Source organism: Paralimibaculum aggregatum (assembly GCF_030270585.1).
GTDB lineage: Bacteria > Pseudomonadota > Alphaproteobacteria > Rhodobacterales > Rhodobacteraceae > Thermohalobaculum > Thermohalobaculum aggregatum.
Window position 1 is genome coordinate 23,475 of sequence record NZ_BSYI01000046.1, and the last position, 20,096, is coordinate 43,570.

25 protein-coding genes are annotated in these 20,096 nt (G+C 73.0%); 15 read left to right on the forward strand and 10 right to left on the reverse strand.

Annotation, left to right across the window (positions count from 1 at the left end; genetic code table 11):
• Positions 1-6 precede the first annotated feature (6 nt).
• Complete coding sequence (locus QSJ97_RS20530) at positions 7-897, forward strand: FkbM family methyltransferase (protein ID WP_285674085.1); 891 nt, start codon at positions 7-9, stop codon at positions 895-897.
• The gene (gene dnaJ / locus QSJ97_RS20535; protein WP_285674086.1) at positions 884-2,032 is read left to right on the forward strand and encodes a molecular chaperone DnaJ; all 1,149 of its coding nucleotides are present in this window, start codon (positions 884-886) and stop codon (positions 2,030-2,032) included. Before QSJ97_RS20530 ends, dnaJ begins: the two co-directional genes overlap by 14 nt.
• Before the next feature lie 72 nt (positions 2,033-2,104).
• Here dnaJ and QSJ97_RS20540 read toward each other — a convergent pair whose 3' ends face one another.
• Positions 2,105-2,518, reverse strand: a complete 414-nt coding sequence (locus QSJ97_RS20540) for an Hsp20/alpha crystallin family protein (RefSeq protein ID WP_285674087.1) — start codon at positions 2,516-2,518, stop codon at positions 2,105-2,107.
• A 142-nt stretch (positions 2,519-2,660) separates the two neighbouring features.
• Between QSJ97_RS20540 and dapB the strand changes: the two genes are divergently transcribed.
• The 9 genes from dapB (at position 2,661) to QSJ97_RS20585 (ending at position 8,083) form a co-directional block, all read left to right on the forward strand.
• Positions 2,661-3,473, forward strand: coding sequence for a 4-hydroxy-tetrahydrodipicolinate reductase (gene dapB, locus QSJ97_RS20545; protein WP_285674088.1), 813 nt, complete (start codon positions 2,661-2,663; stop codon positions 3,471-3,473).
• Between the two features lie 84 nt (positions 3,474-3,557).
• Positions 3,558-4,049 carry a DUF1489 family protein gene (locus QSJ97_RS20550; protein WP_285674089.1) on the forward strand — a complete coding sequence of 164 codons (492 nt, stop codon included), beginning with the start codon at positions 3,558-3,560 and terminating at the stop codon, positions 4,047-4,049.
• A 104-nt stretch (positions 4,050-4,153) separates the two neighbouring features.
• Positions 4,154-4,741 (forward strand): hypothetical protein, encoded by a 588-nt coding sequence (locus QSJ97_RS20555; protein ID WP_285674090.1) that lies wholly within the window; start codon positions 4,154-4,156, stop codon positions 4,739-4,741.
• A 431-nt stretch (positions 4,742-5,172) separates the two neighbouring features.
• Entirely contained in the window at positions 5,173-5,589 is a 417-nt protein-coding gene (locus tag QSJ97_RS20560) for a hypothetical protein (protein ID WP_285674091.1), read from the forward strand.
• Positions 5,586-5,984 (forward strand): DUF5681 domain-containing protein, encoded by a 399-nt coding sequence (locus tag QSJ97_RS20565; RefSeq protein WP_285674092.1) that lies wholly within the window; start codon positions 5,586-5,588, stop codon positions 5,982-5,984. The genes QSJ97_RS20560 and QSJ97_RS20565 overlap by 4 nt, the downstream gene beginning before the upstream one ends.
• Positions 5,974-6,303, forward strand: coding sequence for a hypothetical protein (locus tag QSJ97_RS20570; RefSeq protein WP_285674093.1), 330 nt, complete (start codon positions 5,974-5,976; stop codon positions 6,301-6,303). The genes QSJ97_RS20565 and QSJ97_RS20570 overlap by 11 nt, the downstream gene beginning before the upstream one ends.
• 87 nt (positions 6,304-6,390) lie before the next feature.
• Positions 6,391-6,819, forward strand: coding sequence for a hypothetical protein (locus QSJ97_RS20575; protein ID WP_285674094.1), 429 nt, complete (start codon positions 6,391-6,393; stop codon positions 6,817-6,819).
• Positions 6,816-7,346: a cupredoxin domain-containing protein gene (locus QSJ97_RS20580; RefSeq protein WP_285674095.1), complete on the forward strand. Its 531-nt coding sequence runs from the start codon at positions 6,816-6,818 to the stop codon at positions 7,344-7,346. Before QSJ97_RS20575 ends, QSJ97_RS20580 begins: the two co-directional genes overlap by 4 nt.
• Positions 7,343-8,083 (forward strand): RNA polymerase sigma factor, encoded by a 741-nt coding sequence (locus tag QSJ97_RS20585; RefSeq protein WP_285674097.1) that lies wholly within the window; start codon positions 7,343-7,345, stop codon positions 8,081-8,083. The genes QSJ97_RS20580 and QSJ97_RS20585 overlap by 4 nt, the downstream gene beginning before the upstream one ends.
• 1,341 nt (positions 8,084-9,424) lie before the next feature.
• Here the strand turns inward: QSJ97_RS20585 and QSJ97_RS20590 are convergent.
• The 4 genes from QSJ97_RS20590 to QSJ97_RS20605 form a co-directional block, all read right to left on the reverse strand.
• Positions 9,425-10,030, reverse strand: coding sequence for a TIGR04282 family arsenosugar biosynthesis glycosyltransferase (locus QSJ97_RS20590; RefSeq protein ID WP_285674099.1), 606 nt, complete (start codon positions 10,028-10,030; stop codon positions 9,425-9,427).
• A gap of 18 nt (positions 10,031-10,048) precedes the next feature.
• Entirely contained in the window at positions 10,049-10,474 is a 426-nt protein-coding gene (locus QSJ97_RS20595) for a hypothetical protein (protein ID WP_285674100.1), read from the reverse strand.
• 127 nt (positions 10,475-10,601) lie between these two features.
• Entirely contained in the window at positions 10,602-11,291 is a 690-nt protein-coding gene (locus QSJ97_RS20600; RefSeq protein WP_285674101.1) for a TIGR04283 family arsenosugar biosynthesis glycosyltransferase, read from the reverse strand.
• Positions 11,288-12,514 carry a multidrug effflux MFS transporter gene (locus QSJ97_RS20605; protein ID WP_285674102.1) on the reverse strand — a complete coding sequence of 409 codons (1,227 nt, stop codon included), beginning with the start codon at positions 12,512-12,514 and terminating at the stop codon, positions 11,288-11,290. The genes QSJ97_RS20600 and QSJ97_RS20605 overlap by 4 nt, the downstream gene beginning before the upstream one ends.
• Positions 12,515-12,613: 99 nt before the next feature.
• Between QSJ97_RS20605 and ygfZ the strand changes: the two genes are divergently transcribed.
• Positions 12,614-13,528 (forward strand): CAF17-like 4Fe-4S cluster assembly/insertion protein YgfZ, encoded by a 915-nt coding sequence (ygfZ, locus tag QSJ97_RS20610; protein WP_285674103.1) that lies wholly within the window; start codon positions 12,614-12,616, stop codon positions 13,526-13,528.
• On the opposite strand, the gene QSJ97_RS20615 is transcribed toward ygfZ, so the two are convergent.
• Positions 13,512-14,417 carry an SDR family oxidoreductase gene (locus QSJ97_RS20615; RefSeq protein ID WP_285674104.1) on the reverse strand — a complete coding sequence of 302 codons (906 nt, stop codon included), beginning with the start codon at positions 14,415-14,417 and terminating at the stop codon, positions 13,512-13,514. The two genes, ygfZ and QSJ97_RS20615, sit on opposite strands and share 17 nt — an antisense overlap.
• A 56-nt stretch (positions 14,418-14,473) precedes the next feature.
• On the opposite strand from QSJ97_RS20615, the gene QSJ97_RS20620 reads away from it, so the two are divergent.
• On the forward strand, positions 14,474-14,941 hold the full coding sequence (locus QSJ97_RS20620) for a GFA family protein (protein ID WP_285674105.1): 468 nt from the start codon (positions 14,474-14,476) through the stop codon (positions 14,939-14,941).
• On the opposite strand, the gene queG is transcribed toward QSJ97_RS20620, so the two are convergent.
• The 4 genes from queG to pyk form a co-directional block, all read right to left on the reverse strand.
• The gene (gene queG / locus QSJ97_RS20625; protein ID WP_285674106.1) at positions 14,929-16,065 is read right to left on the reverse strand and encodes a tRNA epoxyqueuosine(34) reductase QueG; all 1,137 of its coding nucleotides are present in this window, start codon (positions 16,063-16,065) and stop codon (positions 14,929-14,931) included. The genes QSJ97_RS20620 and queG overlap by 13 nt on opposite strands.
• A 22-nt stretch (positions 16,066-16,087) precedes the next feature.
• On the reverse strand, positions 16,088-16,246 hold the full coding sequence (locus QSJ97_RS20630; protein WP_285674108.1) for a hypothetical protein: 159 nt from the start codon (positions 16,244-16,246) through the stop codon (positions 16,088-16,090).
• 122 nt (positions 16,247-16,368) lie between these two features.
• Positions 16,369-17,040 carry an FtsZ-binding protein FzlA gene (gene fzlA, locus QSJ97_RS20635; protein WP_285674110.1) on the reverse strand — a complete coding sequence of 224 codons (672 nt, stop codon included), beginning with the start codon at positions 17,038-17,040 and terminating at the stop codon, positions 16,369-16,371.
• 221 nt (positions 17,041-17,261) lie between these two features.
• Complete coding sequence (gene pyk, locus QSJ97_RS20640) at positions 17,262-18,710, reverse strand: pyruvate kinase (RefSeq protein WP_285674111.1); 1,449 nt, start codon at positions 18,708-18,710, stop codon at positions 17,262-17,264.
• 237 nt (positions 18,711-18,947) lie between these two features.
• Here pyk and QSJ97_RS20645 point away from each other — a divergent pair, with 237 nt between their 5' ends.
• Positions 18,948-19,697: an N-formylglutamate amidohydrolase gene (locus tag QSJ97_RS20645; protein WP_285674112.1), complete on the forward strand. Its 750-nt coding sequence runs from the start codon at positions 18,948-18,950 to the stop codon at positions 19,695-19,697.
• 58 nt (positions 19,698-19,755) lie between these two features.
• A complete protein-coding gene (locus tag QSJ97_RS20650) occupies positions 19,756-20,064 on the forward strand; it encodes a DUF1244 domain-containing protein (protein ID WP_285674113.1) in 309 nt (102 codons plus the stop codon).
• Positions 20,065-20,096: the final 32 nt, after the last annotated feature.

Here is a 20,096-nt window from a genome sequence, read left to right on the forward strand (position 1 = left end):
GCCCGCATGGGCGGGATGACGGTCGATCCGCCATTCGGCACCCATGCGCTGCCGCCCTGGCTCGAGCGCCTGCGCCGCTTCGGCGGCCGGCTCGGGCGCGGGGCGGCGGCGCGGCGGGCCACCTCGGCGATCCGGCGGCTCTGCCAGGCGGGGCGGCCGGATCCGTTCGATGTCGAACCCTTCGCGGGGCAGCGCGCGCGGCTCTATCCGAGCGACAACCTCTCGGAGAAGCGCGTGTTCGCCGCGCCTCAGTTCTGGGACTGGGCCGAGCGCGCGGCGCTGGCCCGGGCAATGGCGGCAACCGATGCGCCCTTCCATTTCGTCGATGCCGGCGCCAATGCCGGGCTCTACAGCCTCGCGGTGCGGAGCTTCGGGCCGGCGCGGATCCTCGCGGTGGAGCCCGCGCCGGCGGCGCTGTCGCGGCTGCGCACCAACCTCGCGCTCTCGGGCGCGGCGGAGGTGACGGTGGCACCGGTGGCGCTCTCCGACCGGGCCGGCACCGCGCATATCGCCGCGGCCGGGAGCAATCTCGGCGAGGCGGCGCTGGGCGATGCCGGCACCGAGGTCGAGACCCTGCCGCTGCTCGATCTGCTCGAGGCGCAGGGGTTCGGCCGGGTCGATGCGCTGAAGATCGACATCGAGGGCCACGAGGAGCCGGTGCTGGCGGATTTCCTCGCCCGCGCGCCGGCGGCGCTCTGGCCGCGGCTGGCGATCCTCGAGGCGCGGCGCGGGGCCGAGACGCCGGCACTGGCGCTGATGCGCGCGCACGGCTATGTCATTGTCGAGCGGACCAAGATGAACGCGATCCTGGGCCTGGCGCATGCGGAAACGGGCGCCGCGCCGGCCGGGACGACGCAGCTGCAAGAAAACACGGACGGGGCCGATGGCAAAGCGTGACTTCTACGAGACCCTAGGTGTCAACCGGGGCGCCTCTGCCGACGAGATCAAGAAGGCCTACAAGCGCAAGGTGCGCGAACTGCACCCGGACCAGAACCGCGACAACCCGGATGCGGAGTCGCTGTTCAAGGAGGTCAACGAGGCCTACGACATCCTGAAGGATGCCGACAAGAAGGCGGCCTACGACCAGTTCGGCCATGCCGCCTTCGAGGCCGGCGGCCCGGGCGCGCCGCGCGGCGGCGGCGCCGGGCAGCAGGACTTCTCCTCGGCCTTCTCGGATGTCTTCGAGGATCTCTTCGGCGAGTTCATGGGCCGCGGCGGCGGCGGGCGCCGCGGCGGCGGGCCGCAGCGCGGCGCGGATCTGCGCTACAACCTGAAGATCACCCTCGAGGAAGCCTTCACCGGCAAGCAGCAGACCATCCGCGTGCCCGGCTCGGTGCCCTGCGATGCCTGCCGCGGCAGCGGCTCGGAGGGCGGCGCGCAGCCGACCTCCTGCCCGACCTGCGGCGGCCATGGCAAGGTGCGCGCGCAGCAGGGCTTCTTCACCATCGAGCGGACCTGCCCGACCTGCGCCGGCCGCGGCAAGATCGTGAAGACCCCCTGCACCAAGTGCGCCGGGGCCGGCAACCTGCGCCGCGAGCGCACGCTGAATGTCGACATTCCGGCCGGCGTCGATACCGGCACCCGGATCCGGCTGGCCGGCGAGGGCGAGGCCGGGCCGCGCGGCGGGCCGGCGGGCGATCTCTACATCTTCGTCGACATCGAGGCGCATCCGCTGTTCGAGCGCGACCGGCTCGATCTCTACTGCCGCATCCCGGTGCCGATGACCACGGCGGCGCTGGGCGGCGAGATCGAGGCGCCGACGCTGGATGGCGGCCGCAGCCGGGTGAAGATCCCGGCCGGGGTGCAGAACGGCAAGCGCCTGCGCCTGCGCGGCAAGGGCATGCCGGCGCTGCAGCGCCCGGGCCAGGTGGGCGATCTCTACATCGAGCTCTCGGTGGAGACCCCGGTGAACCTGACCAGCCGGCAGAAGGAGCTGCTCCGCGAGTTCGAGAAGGAAGCCTCGAACAACAGCCCGGAGAGCAAGGACTTCTTCAGCAAGGTCAAGAGCTTCTGGGATTCGATGACCGGCTGAGGCCGGCCGGTTCCGCAGCCGCTGCCGGCGCCGGGAGGGAGCCTCCCGGCGCAGGCCGTTTCGCTGCGGGGCTCAGCCGCCGATCCTGATCTTCTGCGGCTTCGGCGCGTCGGGCGCGGCCTTCGGCACGGTGACGGTCAGCACGCCATCGGTGAAATCCGCCGAGATGCCCTCGGCCGCGGCATCGGCAGGCAGGCGGAAGCTGCGCTGGAACCGGCCGAACTGGCGCTCGGAGAAGAAGTAGCCCTCCGTCTTCTCGGTGCGCTCGGACCTCTTCTCCCCCTTCACCGTCAGCACGCCGTCATGCAGCTCGATCTCGATGTCGTCCTGCCTGACGCCGGGCAGCTCGAGGCCGATGCGATAGGCATTCTCGTGCGCGGCCGCGTCGGATCGCGGCGAGAACCAGTCGGCGATCTGCTGCGTCGCCTGGCGGAAGGGTTCGAACACGTCGGGCCACCAGCCGGGCCCATGCGATTTCTCGATCATGACGCTCTCCAATGGGTTGGATCGGTGGCGCCGGTATGGCGCCGGGCCGGGCGGCGCGCATTGACGGGCATCAAATCGCCCCGGCGCCAGATTGCCGGGGCGGCCCGGCATTGCTATCGAGGGGGCAAATGGGAGGCGCGAGATGAACCAAGAGGTGCCGATCGCCGTCGTGGGCGTGGCCGGGCGGATGGGCCGGATGCTGGTGGACGCGGTTGCCGAGGCCGAGGGGGCGCGGCTCTGCGGCGTCACCGAGCGGCCGGGGCACCCCTGGGTGGGGCGCGATCTCGGCGAGGCGCTGGGCGGCGCGCCGATCGGCGTGAAGGTCGAGGACGAGCCGCTCGAGGTGTTCGCCCGCGCCCGCGCGGTGCTCGACTTCACCGCCCCGGTGGCGACCGTCGCCCATGCCGAGCTGGCGGCGCAGGCGCGGCTGGTGCATGTGGTCGGCACCACCGGCATGGCGGCGGCCGACGATGCGCGGCTCGATGCGGCGGCGCGCCATGCCGTGGTGGTCCGCGCCGGCAACATGTCGCTGGGCGTCAACCTGCTGGTCGAGCTCACGCGGAAGGTGGCGGCGGCGCTCGGGCCGGACTACGATATCGAGGTGGTCGAGATGCACCACCGGCACAAGGTCGACGCGCCCTCGGGCACCGCGCTGATGCTCGGCGAGGCGGCGGCGGCGGGCCGCGGCGTCGAGCTCGGGCAGGTCGCCGACCGCGGCCGCGACGGGCAGACCGGACCGCGCGCGAAGGGCGCCATCGGCATGGCGGCGCTGCGCGGCGGCGATGTCGTCGGGGAACATGATGTGGTATTTGCGGGTCCCGGTGAACGCATCATCTTGCGCCACGTCGCGACAGACCGCATGATCTTCGCACGGGGGGCGGTCAGGGCCGCGCTCTGGGGTCAGGAGCAGAAGCCCGGCCTCTACGCGATGCGCGACGTGCTCGGCCTCGGCTGACCGGATCGGATCTGATCGGTCCGGGCCGGGGCGCGCGCGGGCGATGCGCGGCTGGCCGGGACGTGATAGGATCGGGAGGCGGACATGGCGGACGGCACGGTGAGCGGCAGCGGTGACGGCGGTGCATCCGGCGGGCGGCTGCATCTGCTCAAGCTCTGCGTCGGCACCGACAGCGTGGCGGATCTGGCCGACTGGCAGCGCAAGCGTGCCGCCGAGCGCAGGCGCCAGGGGGCCCGGGCCTGCCCGGTGCATGTGACGCGGATGTGGCCGCGGCGCGAGGCCGAGCTGCTGGCCGGCGGCTCGCTCTACTGGGTGGTGCGCGGGGTGATCGCGGTGCGCCAGCGGATCCTCGCGCTCGAGGCGGTTATCGGCGACGACGGCATCCGGCGCTGCGCCATCGTCCTCGATCCGGAGCTGATCCGCACCGAGGGGCGAGGCTGCCGGCCCTTCCAGGGCTGGCGCTATCTCGGCGCAGGGGATGCCCCTGCCGATCTCGGCGCCGCGGCGGCCGCGGAGGGCGATCTGCCCGCCGGGCTGCAGAGCGCGCTGGCGGAATTCGGGCTGCGCGCCCGCTGAGGCGCAGGCCCGGCGACACGTGGCGGCGGCGAGCGCCCTCCGGCGGCGGGGGCGGCCGGCGCAGGGCCGGTTCGCGGCCGAACCAAGGGAGGCAGACCCCGCGCATGGCGCAGCTCGAGACCAGGCTGAGGGATTTTCTGGAACCGCTCCGCGATCACGGGGTCGGCGCGCTCCTGCAGGCCTATGCCGAGGCGCTGGGCCGCGGCGGCGAGGTCGAGGCCGAGCCGCTGGTGCGCGACGGTTTCGGCCAGATCCGCCGGCAGGGGCCGCTCGAGCTGCCGGCGCGCGGCGACATCGCCGTCACCCGCGACGGGCGCCGGCTGGTGCACCGCATCGAGGGCGACGGGCTGGAGAGCTTCGAGCCGATCACGCTGGTGGCCGATGGCGGCTTCACCACGGTGCTCGCGCCCTTCGCCTGGGAGCGCGCGCCGATGCTCGTCGAGTCGCGCCAGCCGCGGCCCGACTGGGGCGCGCTGCGGCGCTGGTATCTCGAATGGTTCCAGCCGCGGATGGCGGATGTCGGCCCGGATTTCGGCGGCGTGCTGCATCGGCTCGACGGCCCGCGCGAGACCCCGGCGGGCTGGGCGCTCGAGGTCGATTTCGGCACGGCGCCCTCGGCCGCGGTGGTCGGGCTGATGGGGGCGATGGCGCAGAGCGGCGCGCTGCGCCTGCGCATCGGCCATGGCGGCTAGGTGACCGGTCCCGGCCCCTGACGGTTCGGGCCGGGCCGGGATCATTCGGTTTCCGGTGCCGCGTTTCCGCAGATGAGCGCGCAGGGGCGCGACCCCCAGAGGCAAAGACCCGCCGGGCGAGCCCGCCGGCTGCAACGGCGCCGGTATGGTGACTTCCGTCGTGAACCCACCGGGCCGCGGCGCCCCCGATCCTCCGCTTCACCGGCTCCGCCGCCCCGGTGCCGGTGCTCTCCGATGTGTGTCTGTTCCGGCCCGCCGGGCGCATGCCCGCCAGCGCGGTCTGGCGGGACGAGACCCCCTTCGAGCGGATGATCGCGCGGGGCGGGGTCGCTTTCGAGAGCGGGACGCTCGCTGCCCGCGCCTGTCCCGCGCTCTGGCGGAGCGAGCAGGCGGCGGCCCATGCCCTCCGGGCGACGACCCAGGAACCCTCCATGGAGATCTTCAAGGAGGGTTCCTGGGTCGTCGGCATCCGCCGCAAGCGTTCGCGCCACGGCAGCACCGCGGTGGTTTCCCCGGAGCATGCCGAGCCGAGAGCGGCCATCGAGGCGCTGATCGGCCCCGTCGAGGCGTTCGACATCCTCTCCGCCCCGAGCAGCGAACCCGCCGATGGTGCATCGCAGGAGGCGATCTCCGGAAAGCCCCCGGAAGCAGGCCCGAGCGCCTTGCAACCGGTGCCGCTGCGCGGTGCACAACGCAGCACGGCATGGTGCAACGTTGCCATTGCGGGGCGGAAAGGCGCGTCCCTCCGCCTGCATGGCTGGTCACGGACGCGGGCGTCACCAGGAAACCGTGGCCCGCCAGGCCGAAAGAAGCAGTGCTCCCGAAGAACCGAGGATCAGATCGAATGAGCGATGGACCTGGAACTGCAAGCGCCAGGCAGGTGCGCGATGGTGCCGGGCGCTGGAAGAAGGGCATCAGCGGCAACCCCTCCGGGCGTCCGCGCGGCGCCCGCAATCACGCCACAACGGCTGCTGCAGCACTGCTCGACGGCGAGGCCGAGGCGTTGACCCGCAAGGCCGTGGAGGCGGCCCTCGGCGGCGACAGCGAAGCGCTGCGGCTATGCCTCCAGCGCATCCTGCCGGCGCGCCGCGACCGCCCGGTGCGCTTCGCCTGCAGGCCGCTGCAGGGCACGGGCGAGATCACCCCGGAGGAGGCAAGGGCGGTTCGCGGCATTGTCGAGACCGAGACCGAGGAACTCGAGCGCCGCGTCGCCGCGCTGGAGGGAGGCAGGCATGGCCATTGAGAGCCTGCGCCGCCGCGTCGCCCGCCTCGAGCAGTCCGCGGGCCCGAAGGACGTCTCCCAGCTCATCGAGGCCGAGATCGACGCCGAACTGGCGGAGATCCTGCGCCAGCTCCCCGAGGCGGACCGCGCGATCCATGCGGCCTTCGAGGCGAAGGGCGATGTCGAGGGCGAGATCCGCTCGCCGGAGAATGAACTGTGCGGGGGCCGCCCGGCCGCGCCGGGATCGGGCCGGAGATCGCCGGCCCGATCCTCGTCGGCCCGGGGATCGCGGCCGGCGGCCGATCGCCCCGGTGAACAGGCCGCCGGACCGTTTCCGTGAAAGTTCCGCCGCCGCGGGAACCTTTTCCGCCGGGTGTCATCCAACGGGACAGGCCGCGAGCGGTTCGGCGGCCGGCAAGGAAAAGGAATGACGCCCATGTTTCGCAAGATCGCCCTGGTCTCAGCCGCCACCATGCTCGGCGCCTGTGCCGCCGTCGCCCATGACGAACCGGCGCTGATGCAGGCGCCTCCCGGCGCGCCCTACCAGCAGGTGAGCGAGCTGGTGCCGCTGCCGGACTACATCCCCGGCCTCGGCGCGCTCTGGGTCGATCCCGCCACGCTGCCGGCGGGCCCGTTCCTCGCCTATGACCGCGACGGCAGGCTCTCGGCGACGGTCTACATGACCCCGCTCGAGGCGCTGCGGAACGGCACCGCCTATGACGGGCTCGGCATCGGCGCGCACAATGTCAGCTCGGTGGATGTCTACCACAATGCCGGGCATCCCGGCGTGGACGTGCCGCATGCCCATGTCGTGCTGTTCCATGACGAGGGCGCGCGGGCGCGGCTTGCCGAATGAGGCCGGCACGGCGCTCGGCACTGGCGCTCGGAGGGGGGCTGCTGGCCGCCCTCGCGGCGCCCCGCCTGCTGCTCGCCAACGGCCCGGAAGTGATCGGGATGCGCGGCACGGCCCGGGGCGAGCATGTCTGGTTCGCCCCCGTCGGCCTCGCCGTCGCCCCCGGGACGACCCTGCGCTTCGTCAACGACGATGCCGGCAACAGCCACACCGCCACCGCCTATCACCCGGCCATCCTGGACCGCCCGCGCCGCATCCCGCGCGGGGCCGAGCCCTGGGACAGCGGCTTTCTCCTGCCCGGCGAGAGCTTCGAGGCGACGCTGACCGTGCCGGGGGTGTATGATTACCACTGCCAGCCGCACGAGTTCGGCGGCATGGTGGGGCGCATCGTGGTCGGCACGCCCGGCACCCCGGGCTGGCAGCCGGCCTCGCGGGAGCCGGGAGACATCCCGCCCGAGGCGCTGGCGGCGTTTCCGCCGGTCGGTGCGATCCTGCGCGCCGGCCGGCTGCATCGGGAGGACATGGCGTGAGCAGCCCGGCGCCTCACCGAGACCCGGCCGTTTCCGTCGCGGAGGCCACGGAGGCGGCGCTGGTGGCCGCCGCCCGGGCCGGCGACGAGGCGGCGATCCGCGAGCTGATCCGGCGCCTCAACCCGCGGCTCTTCCGGGTGGCGCGCGGCATCGCCCGGAGCGATGCCGAGGCCGAGGAGATCGTGCAGGAGAGCTATCTCGCGGCCTTCGGCGGCCTCGCGGCGTTCCGCGGCGAGGCACGGTTCTCGACCTGGATCACCCGGATCGCCGTGAACGCGGCGTTGCAGCGCCGCCGCCGGGCGCAGGCGGATCCGGCGCATGAGGCGCATGAGGGGTATGACACGGTGACCGAGAGCGACGTGACGCGGGACACCGTGCTGCCGTTTCCGGGCGGCGGCGCGGCGCAGCCGGAGGCCGAGGCCGGCCGGCGCCAGGTGCGGGAGATGCTCGAGCAGGCGGTCGCCGAGCTGCCGCCGGAGCTGCGCATCGTGTTCCTGCTCCGCGAGGCCGAGGGCATGAGCACGCTCGCCGTCGCCCGCGACCTCGCGCTCAACCCGGTGACGGTGAAGACGCGGCTGTTCCGCGCCCGCCAGCGGCTGCGCCGCGCGATCGAACGGCGCCTGCAGGGCGGCTTCGACGCGATCTTCCCCTTCGCCGGCCGCCGCTGCGCCGCCCTCGCCGACCGCGTCGTCGCCGCGCTGCCGCCACCGCAGCCGGGCGCCGAAGACCCGCCCTGACCGAGCCGCTGCCGTCGGAAGGCGGATACGGACGGGGCAGGCACAACCGGCCCGCTGCCCGGCCCCGGTGGGTCGTCGCAATGCACGCCGTCTATAGATCTGAGCATGATCGTTTTGATGCGGAATCTGTAGATAAGAGCATTTTTGAGTTAAATGTGTTTTCTATATCGAAGTATTATGAGTGATTTTATTTACAAATAGCGTGGGAATCTACTTCCGTGTATTAGCGTGAGTAAATGCATCGAAAACTCCAGAAACCTTGCGCCTTCGGCAGTTTGCCGTTTCACAGGCGGGCAGGTGGCGGACCAGCGGGGCCTCGATCTCGGCGAGGGGCATAGGGCGCTGTCGATGAGCGGCTGGCGTCGACGGGCCTCAAAAGGTTCCGGCCCGGGTCCGTTCCGGCGCTTGTGCGAGCCGATGGGTGCGGCGACGAGGTTCAGGCGGCCTGCCGTTCAGGCTCTCCGCCCTCCTACCGACGAATGCACCGAGTTCCGAGTCCGTCGCTAATGCGCTTCCGGGGCCTCGGTCTGCGCGGCTGGGTGCCGGGCGGGCGAAAGATCCGGCGCCATCGCGAGCGGCTCGCCGGGATCTGCTGCCCGATGGTCGCAGGGCGATCCTCGAGACAATCCTTCCGGGCGATGCGATCCTCCGCAGGTTTCCGCTGCACGGATGGCCCGACGTTTCCGCCAAGGCGTCCACCGAAGCGAGCGCGCTGCTCCATCGTCCGTGCCCTCCGCCTGAGCCCCAGGCGAACTAAAACCGCTGCGCCAGCTCCTTTCTGCGGATGGCATGCCATCGGCACCTCGCCATGCGCGAGCGTGTCGCCATGCTCTCGCGCTGCAGCGCCCGCGTGCGCGCTGCCCGTTTCTCCATGCATCGGCTCGGCCGCCTGAAGACATCGGCATGGCCGAGGAGGACGGCTTTCTGATGCCGCGGCCGTCGATCCTGTCCGGCCTGCCGGGGATGCACGCGGTGCATGGCTCGCGGAGGCTGGTAGGACAGCAGTCCGGCGGCACCATCGCGCTCTGCAACCGCCCAGTGCGGCCGGCTGCGGCTCGGCTTTTTCGGGAGGCAGCGCGTTCCGGGCGACGGCGTGGCCGCGGCAGGTGCGGCGATGTCGATGCAGGGCAACGCCGGGAGATAGCGCGCAGGCCCCGGGGTGCCCGCGCAGGCGGCTTTCGACCGGAGGTCCTCCAGACCTGTCGTGGCATCGGCATACAAGCCCTGCCGCCGCCACGCTTGCCGAAGGCTTTCGCCTTGGCGCGTGCGAGGCGATCATGACCGCGGCCGAGGAGGTGTCTGCGGCCGCCGCATCCCGCCCGGCGGCCATTGCAGGCCCTGTCAGGCGCTGTGCGTCCGGCGGAGATCGGCGAGGCTGTCCACGTCCGGGAGCCGGTCCGCCAGCCCGACGCTCAGGGGTGCCAGCGCCGCGCGGGTCTCGGCCAGGGTGTCCGGCACCGACCAGCGCACCCCGGCGAACAGCGGGCGCGGCGCGGCCTGTGCGCCGCGGCGCAGCCCGATCCCCCAGAAGCCGCCATCCTCCGCCGGGCCCAGCACCGCCTCGTGCCGCCCGAGCAGCGCGAAGGCCCGCGCCACATGCGCCGGGCCGAGGCCGGGGATGTCGCCGCCCACCAGCAGCGCCGGCCCCGGCGGCTGGGCGGCCAGCGCGCGCTCCATGCGGGTGCCGAGATCGCCCTGACCCTGGGGGATGCGGGGGAGGCCGGCGGGCAGGGCAGGGTCGCCGACCGCCCGGTCCGGCGCCACCGCGAGCACGAGCTGCCAGCGCGGGTCGCGCAGCCGGCGCAACAGCCGCAGCAGCTGGTGGCGATACCACCAGCTCGCGGCCACCGGGCCGATCTCGCAGGCGAGGCGGGTCTTCACCCGGCCCGCCTGCGGCACCTTGGCCAGCACGACGAGGCGGCGTCGCGGGCCGCGATCCGGGGTCATGCGGCGCCGGGCGGGCGGTTACTCGGCCCCGTGATGGCGGCGGGAGATCGCATAGACCCGCTCGATCGCCTCGAGACAGGCCGGCATCGGCGCGTTGCACTCGAAATCGATCTCGAAATCCTCGAACTCGGTGCGAATCGCCAGCGTCGGCCCGCGCTGGGCCCCGTGATGCATGCGGTGGTGCCCGCCGTGCTTGCCGTCCTTGCGGCCCATGCCCATGCCGTGCCCCTTGCGGCCCTGGCCCCGATGCTGGCCATGCTTCTGGCCATGCTGCTGGCCGGCGCCACCGGTCTCGGGCGCGGCCTGCGGCGCGGGCGCATCGGTGCTCTCGTCGGCGGACTGTTCGGCGGCAGACTGGCCGGCGGCCGACTGGGCGGCGGCGGGCAGGGCGGGGCCCAGGGCCATCAGGCCGGCGACGGCGGCGGCGGAGAGGGTGAGGCGCATGTCGGTCTCCCTGTGGAGCCCCCGGGAAGGGGGCGTTTCGCGGGAGCCTAGCCCGCCGCGCAGGCGGGGCAAGCGGGCAATGCCCGGCGCGGCATCGGGGCGCGGCAACGGGGCGCGCCCGCGGCGCTCAGCGGCGCTCGTAGCGGCGGGCGAGGCGCTCCGGCGAGACCCCGGCGAAATACAGCGCCAGCGTGGTCAGGTTGCGCCAGCCGCGGCGGAACCAGCCCTCGGCAACGAAGCGCCCGGCGGAGGTGGTGGCGACCGCCTCGATCGCGGCCATCCGGCGCCGGCCGATGGCGCGGGCCAGCGCGACATCCTCCATCAGCGGTATCGAGCGGTAGCCGCCGGTCTCGTCGTAGAGCGCGCGCGGGATCAGCAGCCCCTGGTCGCCATAGGGCAGGCCGAAGACGCGCGAGCGCAGATTGGCCCAGCCGGCGGTCACCCGGGCCATGGTGGCCGAACTGTCGAAGGCGAGGCGGAACCAGCCCGCCTTGTCCGGCTCGAGCGCCATATGGGCGGCGACCGCGGCGCTCCAGCCCGGCGCCGGCACCGTGTCGGCATGGAGGAACAGGAGCCAGGGCGTCTCGGTGCTGCGCGCCGCCGCGTGCAGCTGCGTGCCGCGCCCGCGGGGCGCGCGCACCAGCCGCGCGCCGACGCCCTCGGCCAGCGCCTCGATGCCGTCGGTGGAGCCGCCGTCGGCGATCACCAGCTCGCGGACCAGCCCGTCCACCACGCCCTCGGTCAGCGCGGCCAGCGTCGGGCTCAGCCGGTCCGCCGCGTCGATGGTGGGAATGATGACCGTCAGCGGTGCGCTCATGTCTCCCGGCCCCCCTCGGCCAGCCGCATGCAGAGGAACCCGCCGATACCGAGCAGGAAGATCGCCACGAAGACCGGGCCGAGCGAGCCGTCGAAATCCCGCGCGATGACCAGCGCGATCGGCGCCGCCCCGAGCGCCGAGAGCGACATCACCACCGCCGAGCCGGTGCCCGCGATATGGCCGAGCGGCTGCAGCGCCAGCGCGTTGAAATTGGCGAAGAGCACCGCGACGCAGAAGAACACGGGCGTCATCACCGCGAAGAACACCCAGAGCGGCGGCACCGGGCCGAAGGCGAAGGCGCGGGTGGCCAGGCTGCCGACCGCGCCCCAGGCGATCAGGCCAGTGATCGCGATCAGGCTGAGCCGGCGCATGCCGAGCGCCATCACCAGCCGCGAATTGAGGAAGCTCGCCAGCGCGAAGGCCAGCGCCAGCGCGCCGAAGGCGACCGGGAAGAGGGGGCCGAGGCCGTAGAGCTCCTCGAGCACCTGCTGGGCTGTCGCGAGATACACCATGAACGGACCGAACACGCAGATTGCCGCGCCTGTGTAGCACATCGCGACCCGGTTGCGCAGCACCTCGGCGAAGGCGGCGGCCACCGGGCGCAGGCTGAGCGGGCGGCGGTTCTCAGGCGCCAGCGTCTCGGGCACGCCGAAGACGTACCAGCCGGCCGAGACCAGCGCCATGGCGAGATAGAGGCCGAAGATCGCGCGCCAGCCGCCGAGCGCCTCGACGCCCTGGCCGATCAGCGGCGCGAACATCGGCACCAGCATGAAGATCGTCATCACGATGGAGAGGATGCGCGCCATCGGCCGGCCCTCGTAGAGATCGCGCACGATGGCGATGGCGATGATCCGCGGCCCGCCGGCGCCGACCCCCTGCAGGAAGCGCCCGGCGAGCAGCGCCTCGGCGCTCCCTGCCGCCATCGCGAGCAGCGTGCCGGCGACGAAGACCGCCCAGCCGAGCAGCGCGGCGCGGCGCCGGCCGAGCCCGTCGGCCAGCGCGCCGAAGACCGGCTGCGACAGGCCCATGCCGGCGAAGACCACGACGACGACGAGCTGGCGGTCGTTCGCGGAGGCGAAGCCGAGGCTGGCGGAGATCGCGTCGAGCGCCGGCAGCACCGCGTCGATGGTCATGGCGACCACCGAGGTCATCAGCGCGAGAAAACCGAGAAAGGCGATCGGCGCGCGGCCCTCGGCGCGATCCGCGGTGGTGGGCATGGTCATGGACAGGCTCCCTGGACCGGGGCTCTATAGCGCTCGCCGGCGGTGGATGCGATCCCTATATCCCGGCGGGATGGATCACGGCCGGACAGGGAGGTGCGGATGTCACAGGAGTTGCCGGACGGGACGGGTGGCCTGATCGGCTGCGCGGCGCCCTGGCGGGCCTGCCTGGTCATGGAGGGCCGGGATGCGCGGGCGGTGCTGCAGGGGGTGGTGACGAGCGATGTCGGCCGGCTGGCGCCGGGGCGGCTTGTCTATGCCGCGCTGCTGACGCCGCAGGGCAAGTATCTCTTCGATTTCTTCCTCGGGCTGCACGGCGACGGCGCGGTGCGCATCGAGGCGGCGGCGGACCGGGTCGAGGCGCTGGCGAAGCGGCTCTCGATGTATTGCCTGCGCCGCGATGCGCGGGTGGTGGCGGCGCCGGCGCTGCAGGTGGCGCTGCTGTGGCCGGATGCGGGGGCGGGCGCGCCCTCGCGGCAGGGGGCGGCCCGCCCGCCCACCCCCGCCCCCCGCCCCGAGGGCGCGCCCGCCCCCGCGGCGCCGGGGGCCGAGGTGCTGGCGGACCCGCGCGACCCGGGGCTCGGCTGGCGGGTCCATTCGGGCGATGCCGCGGCGGCGCTGGCGGCGCTGGCGGCGGCGCCGGGGGACCGGGCGGGCCATGATGCGCTCCGGGTCGCGCTGGCGGTGCCGGAGAGCGGGGTCGAGCTGGTGCCGGAGGAGAGCTTCATCCTCGAGGCCGGGCTGGATCGGCTCGGCGGGGTCGATTTCCGCAAGGGCTGCTATGTCGGGCAGGAGGTCACGGCGCGGATGAAGCACAAGACGGAGCTGCGCAAGGGGCTGGTGCCGGTGCGGGTCGAGGGGGCGGCGCCGCCCGGCACGCCGCTGCTGACCGCCGAGGGCAAGCCGGCGGGGACGCTGTTTACCCAGGCGGGCGGGCGGGGGCTTGCGCATCTGCGCTTCGACCGGGCGGACGGCGAGCTGCGCGCCGGGGAGGCGCGGGTCACGCGGGAGGGGTGATGTCCCGGTCCTCCGCATCCTCAGCATTCTCCGCGTTCTCCGCCGCGAGCAGCGCCGCCAGCCCCTCGCGATAGCTCGGGTAGGCGAGCGCGACGCCCAGCTCCTCGCGCAGCCGGGCATTCGAGACGCGCTTGCTCTCGGCATAGAAGCTCCGGGCCATCGGGGTCATCGCGGCGCTCTCGAAGGGCTCGTCCGGCGGCGGCGGCAGGCCGAGCAGCCGGGCGGCATGGGCGATCACCGCTTCCGGCGGGGCGGCCTCGTCGTCGCAGATGTTGTAGACCGCCCCCGGATTCGGCCGGGCGATCGAGGCGGCGAGGGCGCTGGCGATGTCTGCCACGTGGATCCGGCTGAACACCTGGCCCGGCTTGACGATGCAGCGGGCGGTGCCGGCGCGGACCTTGGCGAAGGGCCCGCGCCCCGGCCCGTAGATCCCGGCCAGCCGGAAGATGTGCAGCGGCAGGCCCGGGACCTGCCCCCAGGCCCGTTCGGCGGCGAGGCGGGCGCGGCCGCGGGCGGTGGCGGGGCGGCAGTCGGAGCCCTCGTCGACCCAGCCGCCGGCGCGGTCGCCATAGACCCCGGTGGTCGAGAGATAGCCGGCCCAGGCGAGGCGCGGGGCGGCGGCGGCGATCTCCGGCCCGAGGGCCGCGAGCACCGGGTCGCCCTCCGGCCCCGGGGCGGCCGAGACCAGCAGATGGCTGGCCGCGGCCAGCGCCTCTGCCACCGGCGCGCCCGGCCAGAGCAGCGGTTCGGCGCCGCTGGCGCGGATCGCCTCCGCCTTCGCCGCGCTGCGGGTGGTGCCGATGATGCGCCAGCCCTGCGGCGCCAGCCGGCGGGAGAGCGCCTGCGCGCTGTAGCCATGGCCGAGGGAGAGCAGCGTGCGGGTGGTCATGCCGGCCTCCGATCCGTGCTAGGCTCGGGCGCAGCACAGCACGAAGGGGAAACGCGATGCAAGGCCGGTGCACCTGCGGCGGGGTCCGCTACGCGCTCGCCGAGACGCCGCTGATCGTCCATGCCTGCCACTGCCGCTGGTGCCAGCGCGAGACCGGCTCGGCCTTCGCGCTCAACGCGGTGATCGAGGCCGCGGCGGTGCGGCTGCTGTCCGGGGTGCCGGAGGAGATCCTGACCCCGAGCGCGAGCGGCCGCGGGCAGCGCATCGCCCGCTGTCCGGCCTGCCGGGTGGCGCTCTGGAGCAGCTATCCCGATGCCGGGCCGCGCATCCGTTTCCTGCGGGTCGGCACGCTCGATGAGCCCGATGCCTGCCCGCCGGACATTCACATCTACACCGCCAGCCGGCAACCCTGGCTGGTGTTGCCCGAGGGGGTGCCGACAGTGCCGGAATACTACGACCCGGAGGCGGTCTGGCCGGCCGCGGCGCTGGCGCGCTGGCACGCGGCGCGGGCTCAGCCGGGTTGAGCCGCCCATTCCGCGGCCACCATCGGGTCGGGGTCCGGGCGGCGGGCGGCGGCGAAATCCGGCGCCGGCAGCAGCCGCGACAGAGCCCAGACGCCGTGGGCACGGACCAGCGGATCGGCATCGGCGGCGAGCCGCGCGGCGGGCTCGGCCAGCGCCGGCAGGCGGGAATTGCCGATCGCCACGGCGACGTTCCTGAGAAACCGCCCGCGGCCGATCCGCTTCACCGGCGAGCCGGCGAAGCGTGCGCGGAAACCGGCATCGTCGAGCCCGGCGAGCTCGGCCAGCAGCGGCGGTTCGGCCTCGCGCGGGGCATAGGCGGCATGGGCTTGCGCGGTGGCGGCGAACTTGTTCCAGGGGCAGACCGCGAGACAGTCGTCGCAGCCATAGATGCGGTTGCCGATCAGCGGGCGCATCTTCCGCGGGATCGGGCCCTTGAGCTCGATGGTGAGATAGGAGATGCAGCGCCGCGCATCGAGCCGGTAGGGCGCGGGGAAGGCCGCGGTCGGGCAGATGTCGAGGCAGCGCCGGCAGCCGCCGCAGCGGTCGGCGTGGGGGGCGTCCGGCGTCAGTTCCAGCGTGGTGAAGATCGCGCCGAGGAAGAACCAGGAGCCGAGCCGGCGCGAGACGAGGTTGCTGTGCTTGCCCTGCCAGCCGAGCCCGGCGGCGGCGGCGAGCGGCTTCTCCATCACCGGCGCGGTGTCGACGAAGACCTTGATCTCGCAGGGCATCCCCTCGCGCGCGGCACGCTCGATCAGCCAGCGGCCGACACGCTTCAGCGCCTTCTTGACGATGTCGTGGTAATCCTTGCCCTGGGCATAGACGCTGATCCCGGCGCGATCGGGCCGGGAGAGCACCGCCAGCGGGTCGCCCTGCGGCGGATAGGGATGGGCGAGCATCACCACCGAGCGCGCCTCGGGCCAGAGCGCGGCGGGATCGGCGCGCCAGTCGATCCGGTCGGCCATCCAGGTCATCTCGCCGTGATGGCCGGCGCCGACCCAGCCGCGCAGGCGCCGGCCCGCGGCGGCGATGGCATCGGGCCGCGCTATGCCGATATCGGCGAAACCCGCGGAGCCGGCCTCCGCGACGAGCGCGGCGATGAGCGCCTGGCTGCCCCCGGCGCTCATCCCGCGGACCGGGATGGCGGGGTCAGCGCCCGGCGGTGCGGCCCGCGGTCAGTCCGGCGCCGATGTCGGGCGTGCGGTCGAATTCCCCCGGCGGGGCGGTCTCGCAGGCAACCAGGGCGACCAGCAGCAGGGCGAACCCGGCAGCGAGACCGGGGCGGGAGGCGGATGTCGGCAATTGCATGGCGGATATCTCCAATACGAGGCATCGGAGAGGTGGGGTGCGCGGAGGCAACCGACAAGTCACGCGGGTTCAGCACGCCGTGATGGGCCGCGCGGCCGGCCTCGCGGGGTGTCGGGCGGCGCTCAGAAATCCAGGTCGGCATAATGCGCGGGCGGGCGCGGGAAGCCGGGCAGGTGGTCGGCCAGCAGGCTGCGGAAGAAGGGGCGCGACTTCATCACCGCGTAGTAGTCCCGCACCGCCGGGTATTCCTCCCAGGGCACGTCGCCGAGATAGTCGAGGCAGGAGAGATGCGCCGCCGCGGCGATGTCGGCCAGCGTCATCTTCGGCCCGGCCAGCCAGTTGTGGCCCTCGAGCAGATAGGTGACATAGTCGAGATGCACGCGGATGTTCTGGCTGCCGGCCTTGAGGCAGGCTCCGTCGGGATAGCCCTGCCGCGCCAGGCGCTTCGTGACCCGTTCGTAGAGCAAGTTCTCGGTAACCTCACGATTGAACTTGTCGTCGAACCAGTCGACCAGCCGGCGCGTCTCGGCGCGCTGGAACGGGTCCTTCGGCAGCAGCGGCGGCTCCGGCACGGTCTCCTCGAGGAACTCCGTGATGGCGTTGGCGCCGGCCAGGGTCTGGCCCTTGTCGGTGATCAGCACGGGCACCCGGCCGGCCGGGTTGAGGCGCAGGAAGTCGAGCCGGCGCTCCCAGGGGCGCTCCTCGATCAGCTCGACCTCGATCTTCTTCTCGGCGAGCGCCAGGCGCACCTTGCGGCAGGCGGGCGAGAGCGGCAGGTGATAGAGACGGTGCATGGACCTCTGATCTCGGCTTGGGTGTCACATCACTGCGCGAGGGCGGCGCGCGATGCAAGGCCCGCCGCGGGGGTGCAGGGGCGCGGCGAGGGCGCCCGCCCGCCCGCGCCCGGCCCGGAACCGCAACATGGAGACGGCAGGGTTCCGGTGCGGCTCCGGCAAGGCAGGCGGCCGGCCTTGCCGGCACCGCCGGCAACCGGGCGCCCGCCGCCAGCGCCGGCTCACTCGACGCCGCTCTCGTAGATCTGGCGCTCGTCGGTCGGGGCGACGCGCAGGATGTTGGTGGTGCCCGGCGTGTTGAAGGGCACCCCGGCGGTGACGATGATGTGGTCGTCCTCGCCGACGAAATCGTCGGCCTTGGCGGCGCGGATCGCGTTGACCACGGCGAGCTTGAAGCGGTCCACCGGCTCGGTGATGACGCAGTGCAGGCCCCAGACCATCGAGAGCTGCCGCGCCGTCGCCTTGACCGGGGTCAGCGCCAGGATCGGCACGCCGGGCCGCTCGCGCGAGGCCAGCAGCGCCGTGGTGCCGGAATGGGTGAAGCAGGCGATCGCCTTCACGTCGGTCGCCTCGGCGACCTCGCGGGCGGCGGCGGTGATCGCATCCGCCACGCTGCGCCGCTCGATGCCGATGTCGAGCTGCATCGCCTTCAGGAAGAAATCCTCGCTCTCGACGTTGCGGGCGATGCTGTCCATCATCGCCACCGCCTCCACCGGATAGTCCCCGGCGGCGCTCTCGGCCGAGAGCATCACCGCATCGGCGCCCTCGTAGATCGCGTTGGCGACGTCGGAGACCTCGGCGCGCGTCGGCATCGGCGAGGAGATCATGCTCTCGAGCATCTGGGTGGCGACGATCACCGGCTTGGCCTGGCGGCGGCTGTCGCGGATCAGGCGCTTCTGGATCGGCGGCAGCTCGGAGATCGGCATCTCGACGCCGAGATCGCCGCGCGCCACCATCACCCCGTCGACCGCCTCGAGGATCTCGGCAAAGCGCTTCACCGCGGCGGGCTTCTCCACCTTCACCATGATCGCGGCCTTGTCGCCGATGATCTCGCGCGCCTCGTGCACATCCTCCGGGCGCTGCACGAAGCTGAGCGCGACCCAGTCGACCCCGAGCTCGAGCACGAAGGCGAGGTCGCGGTGGTCCTTCTCGGTGAGCGCCGCCAGCGGCAGCACCACGTCGGGCACGTTGACGCCCTTGTTGTTGGAGATCTCGCCGCCGTTCAGCACCTCGCAGTCGGCATGGCCGGCATCGCAGGAGAGCACCTTGAGCGAGATCTTGCCGTCGTTGACCAGCAGCCGCGCGCCGGGCTCGAGCGCGGCGAAGATCTCCGGATGCGGGAGATGCACGCGGGTGGCATCGCCGGGCGCCTCGTCGAGATCGAAGCGGAAGCGCTGGCCAGTAGCGAGCTGCAACGGTCCCTCGGCAAAGCGGCCGACGCGCAGCTTCGGCCCCTGCAGGTCGCCGAGGATGCCGATCGGGCGCTGCATCTCGTGCTCGATCTCGCGGATCAGCCGGTGGCGCTCGCGGATCTCCTCGTGGCTGCCATGGCTCATGTTGAGCCGGAACATGTCGACCCCGGCGGAGAACAGCTTGCGCAGCGTCTCGCGATCGCTGCTGGCCGGGCCCACGGTGGCGACGATCTTCACGTTTCTCCGGCGGCGCTGCATCTGGCCTCTCCCTGTCCTGTACCTTGCAAACCGGCTTATCATCGGCGAATGCGTCAGTTTCAAGAAGACTGGCGAAAGGAATTCCTGCGGCCGGTGCGGATGTGGCCTCACGGTGCCGGCAGGAACGGGGGAGCGAGGATGGTCGAACGGGCAGGAGAACGGGCGGCCGGAGCCGCCGCCGGAGCGGGCTCCGGCAGCGCGGCCGGTGCGGCGATCGGCCCGGTGGAAAGGGTGCCGGTGTCGGCAGATGCGGGCGCGATCACCGATCTGGTGCTGGTCTGCGATCATGCGCGCAACCGGGTGCCGGCGGAGATCGGCGGGCTCGGGCTCGGCGCCGAGGACATGGGCCGGCACATCGCCTACGACATCGGCGCGCGGGGTGTGACGCTGGGTCTCGCCGAGCGGCTCGGCGCGGCAGCGGTGCTCTCCACGGTGTCGCGGCTGGTGATCGACCCGAATCGGGGCGAGGACGACCCGACGCTGGTGATGCGGCTCTATGACGGCTCGGTGATCCCGGGCAACCGGCGGGTCACGGCCGAGGAGGTGGCGCGGCGCATCGCGGCCTATCACCGGCCCTATCACGCGGCGATCGATGCCGAGCTCGACCGGGTTCTGGCGGCCGGCGGCGTGCCGGCGCTGGTCTCGATCCATTCCTTCACGCCGCAGCTGCGCAACCGGCCCTGGCGGCCCTGGCATATCGGCCTGCTCTGGGACCGCGACGACCGGCTGCTGCGGCCATTGGCGCGGCGCCTCGCGGCGGAGCCGGATCTCGTGGTCGGCGAGAACGAGCCCTATACCGGCCGGCTCGCCGGAGACTGCATGTGGCGGCACGGCACGAATCGCGGCATCGCGCATGTTCTGGTGGAGATCCGCAACGACCTGATCGCCACGCCCGAGACCGAGGCGGCCTGGGCCGAGCGGCTGGCGCCGGCGCTGCGCGACGCGCTGGCGGCGTTTCGCCGGGGCTTGCCCGCGCCGCGGGGGTGACCATCTGGGAAGGAGCGGGCAGCTGGCGCTGCCCCGAACGGATCGCGGGAGGAACGATATGAGCGAGAGCGAGCTTGAACGGCAGCGCGAGGCACTGGAGGCGGCGGCCTTTCGCCGGCTGCGGGATCACCTGAGGGCGCGTCCCGAGGTGCAGAACATCGACATGATGAACCTCGCCGGGTTCTGCCGCAACTGCCTGAGCCGCTGGTATCAGGAGGAGGCGGAGGCGCGCGGCATCGCGCTCGACAAGGCGGCGGCGCGCGAGATCGTCTATGGCGAGCCCTACGAGGACTGGCGCGCGAAGCACCAGACCGAGGCGAGCGCCGAGCAGAAGGCAGCCTTCGCGGCGCGCAACCCCGGCCACTGAACCGGCTGCGGGCGCGGCGGGGGGCGGCGACG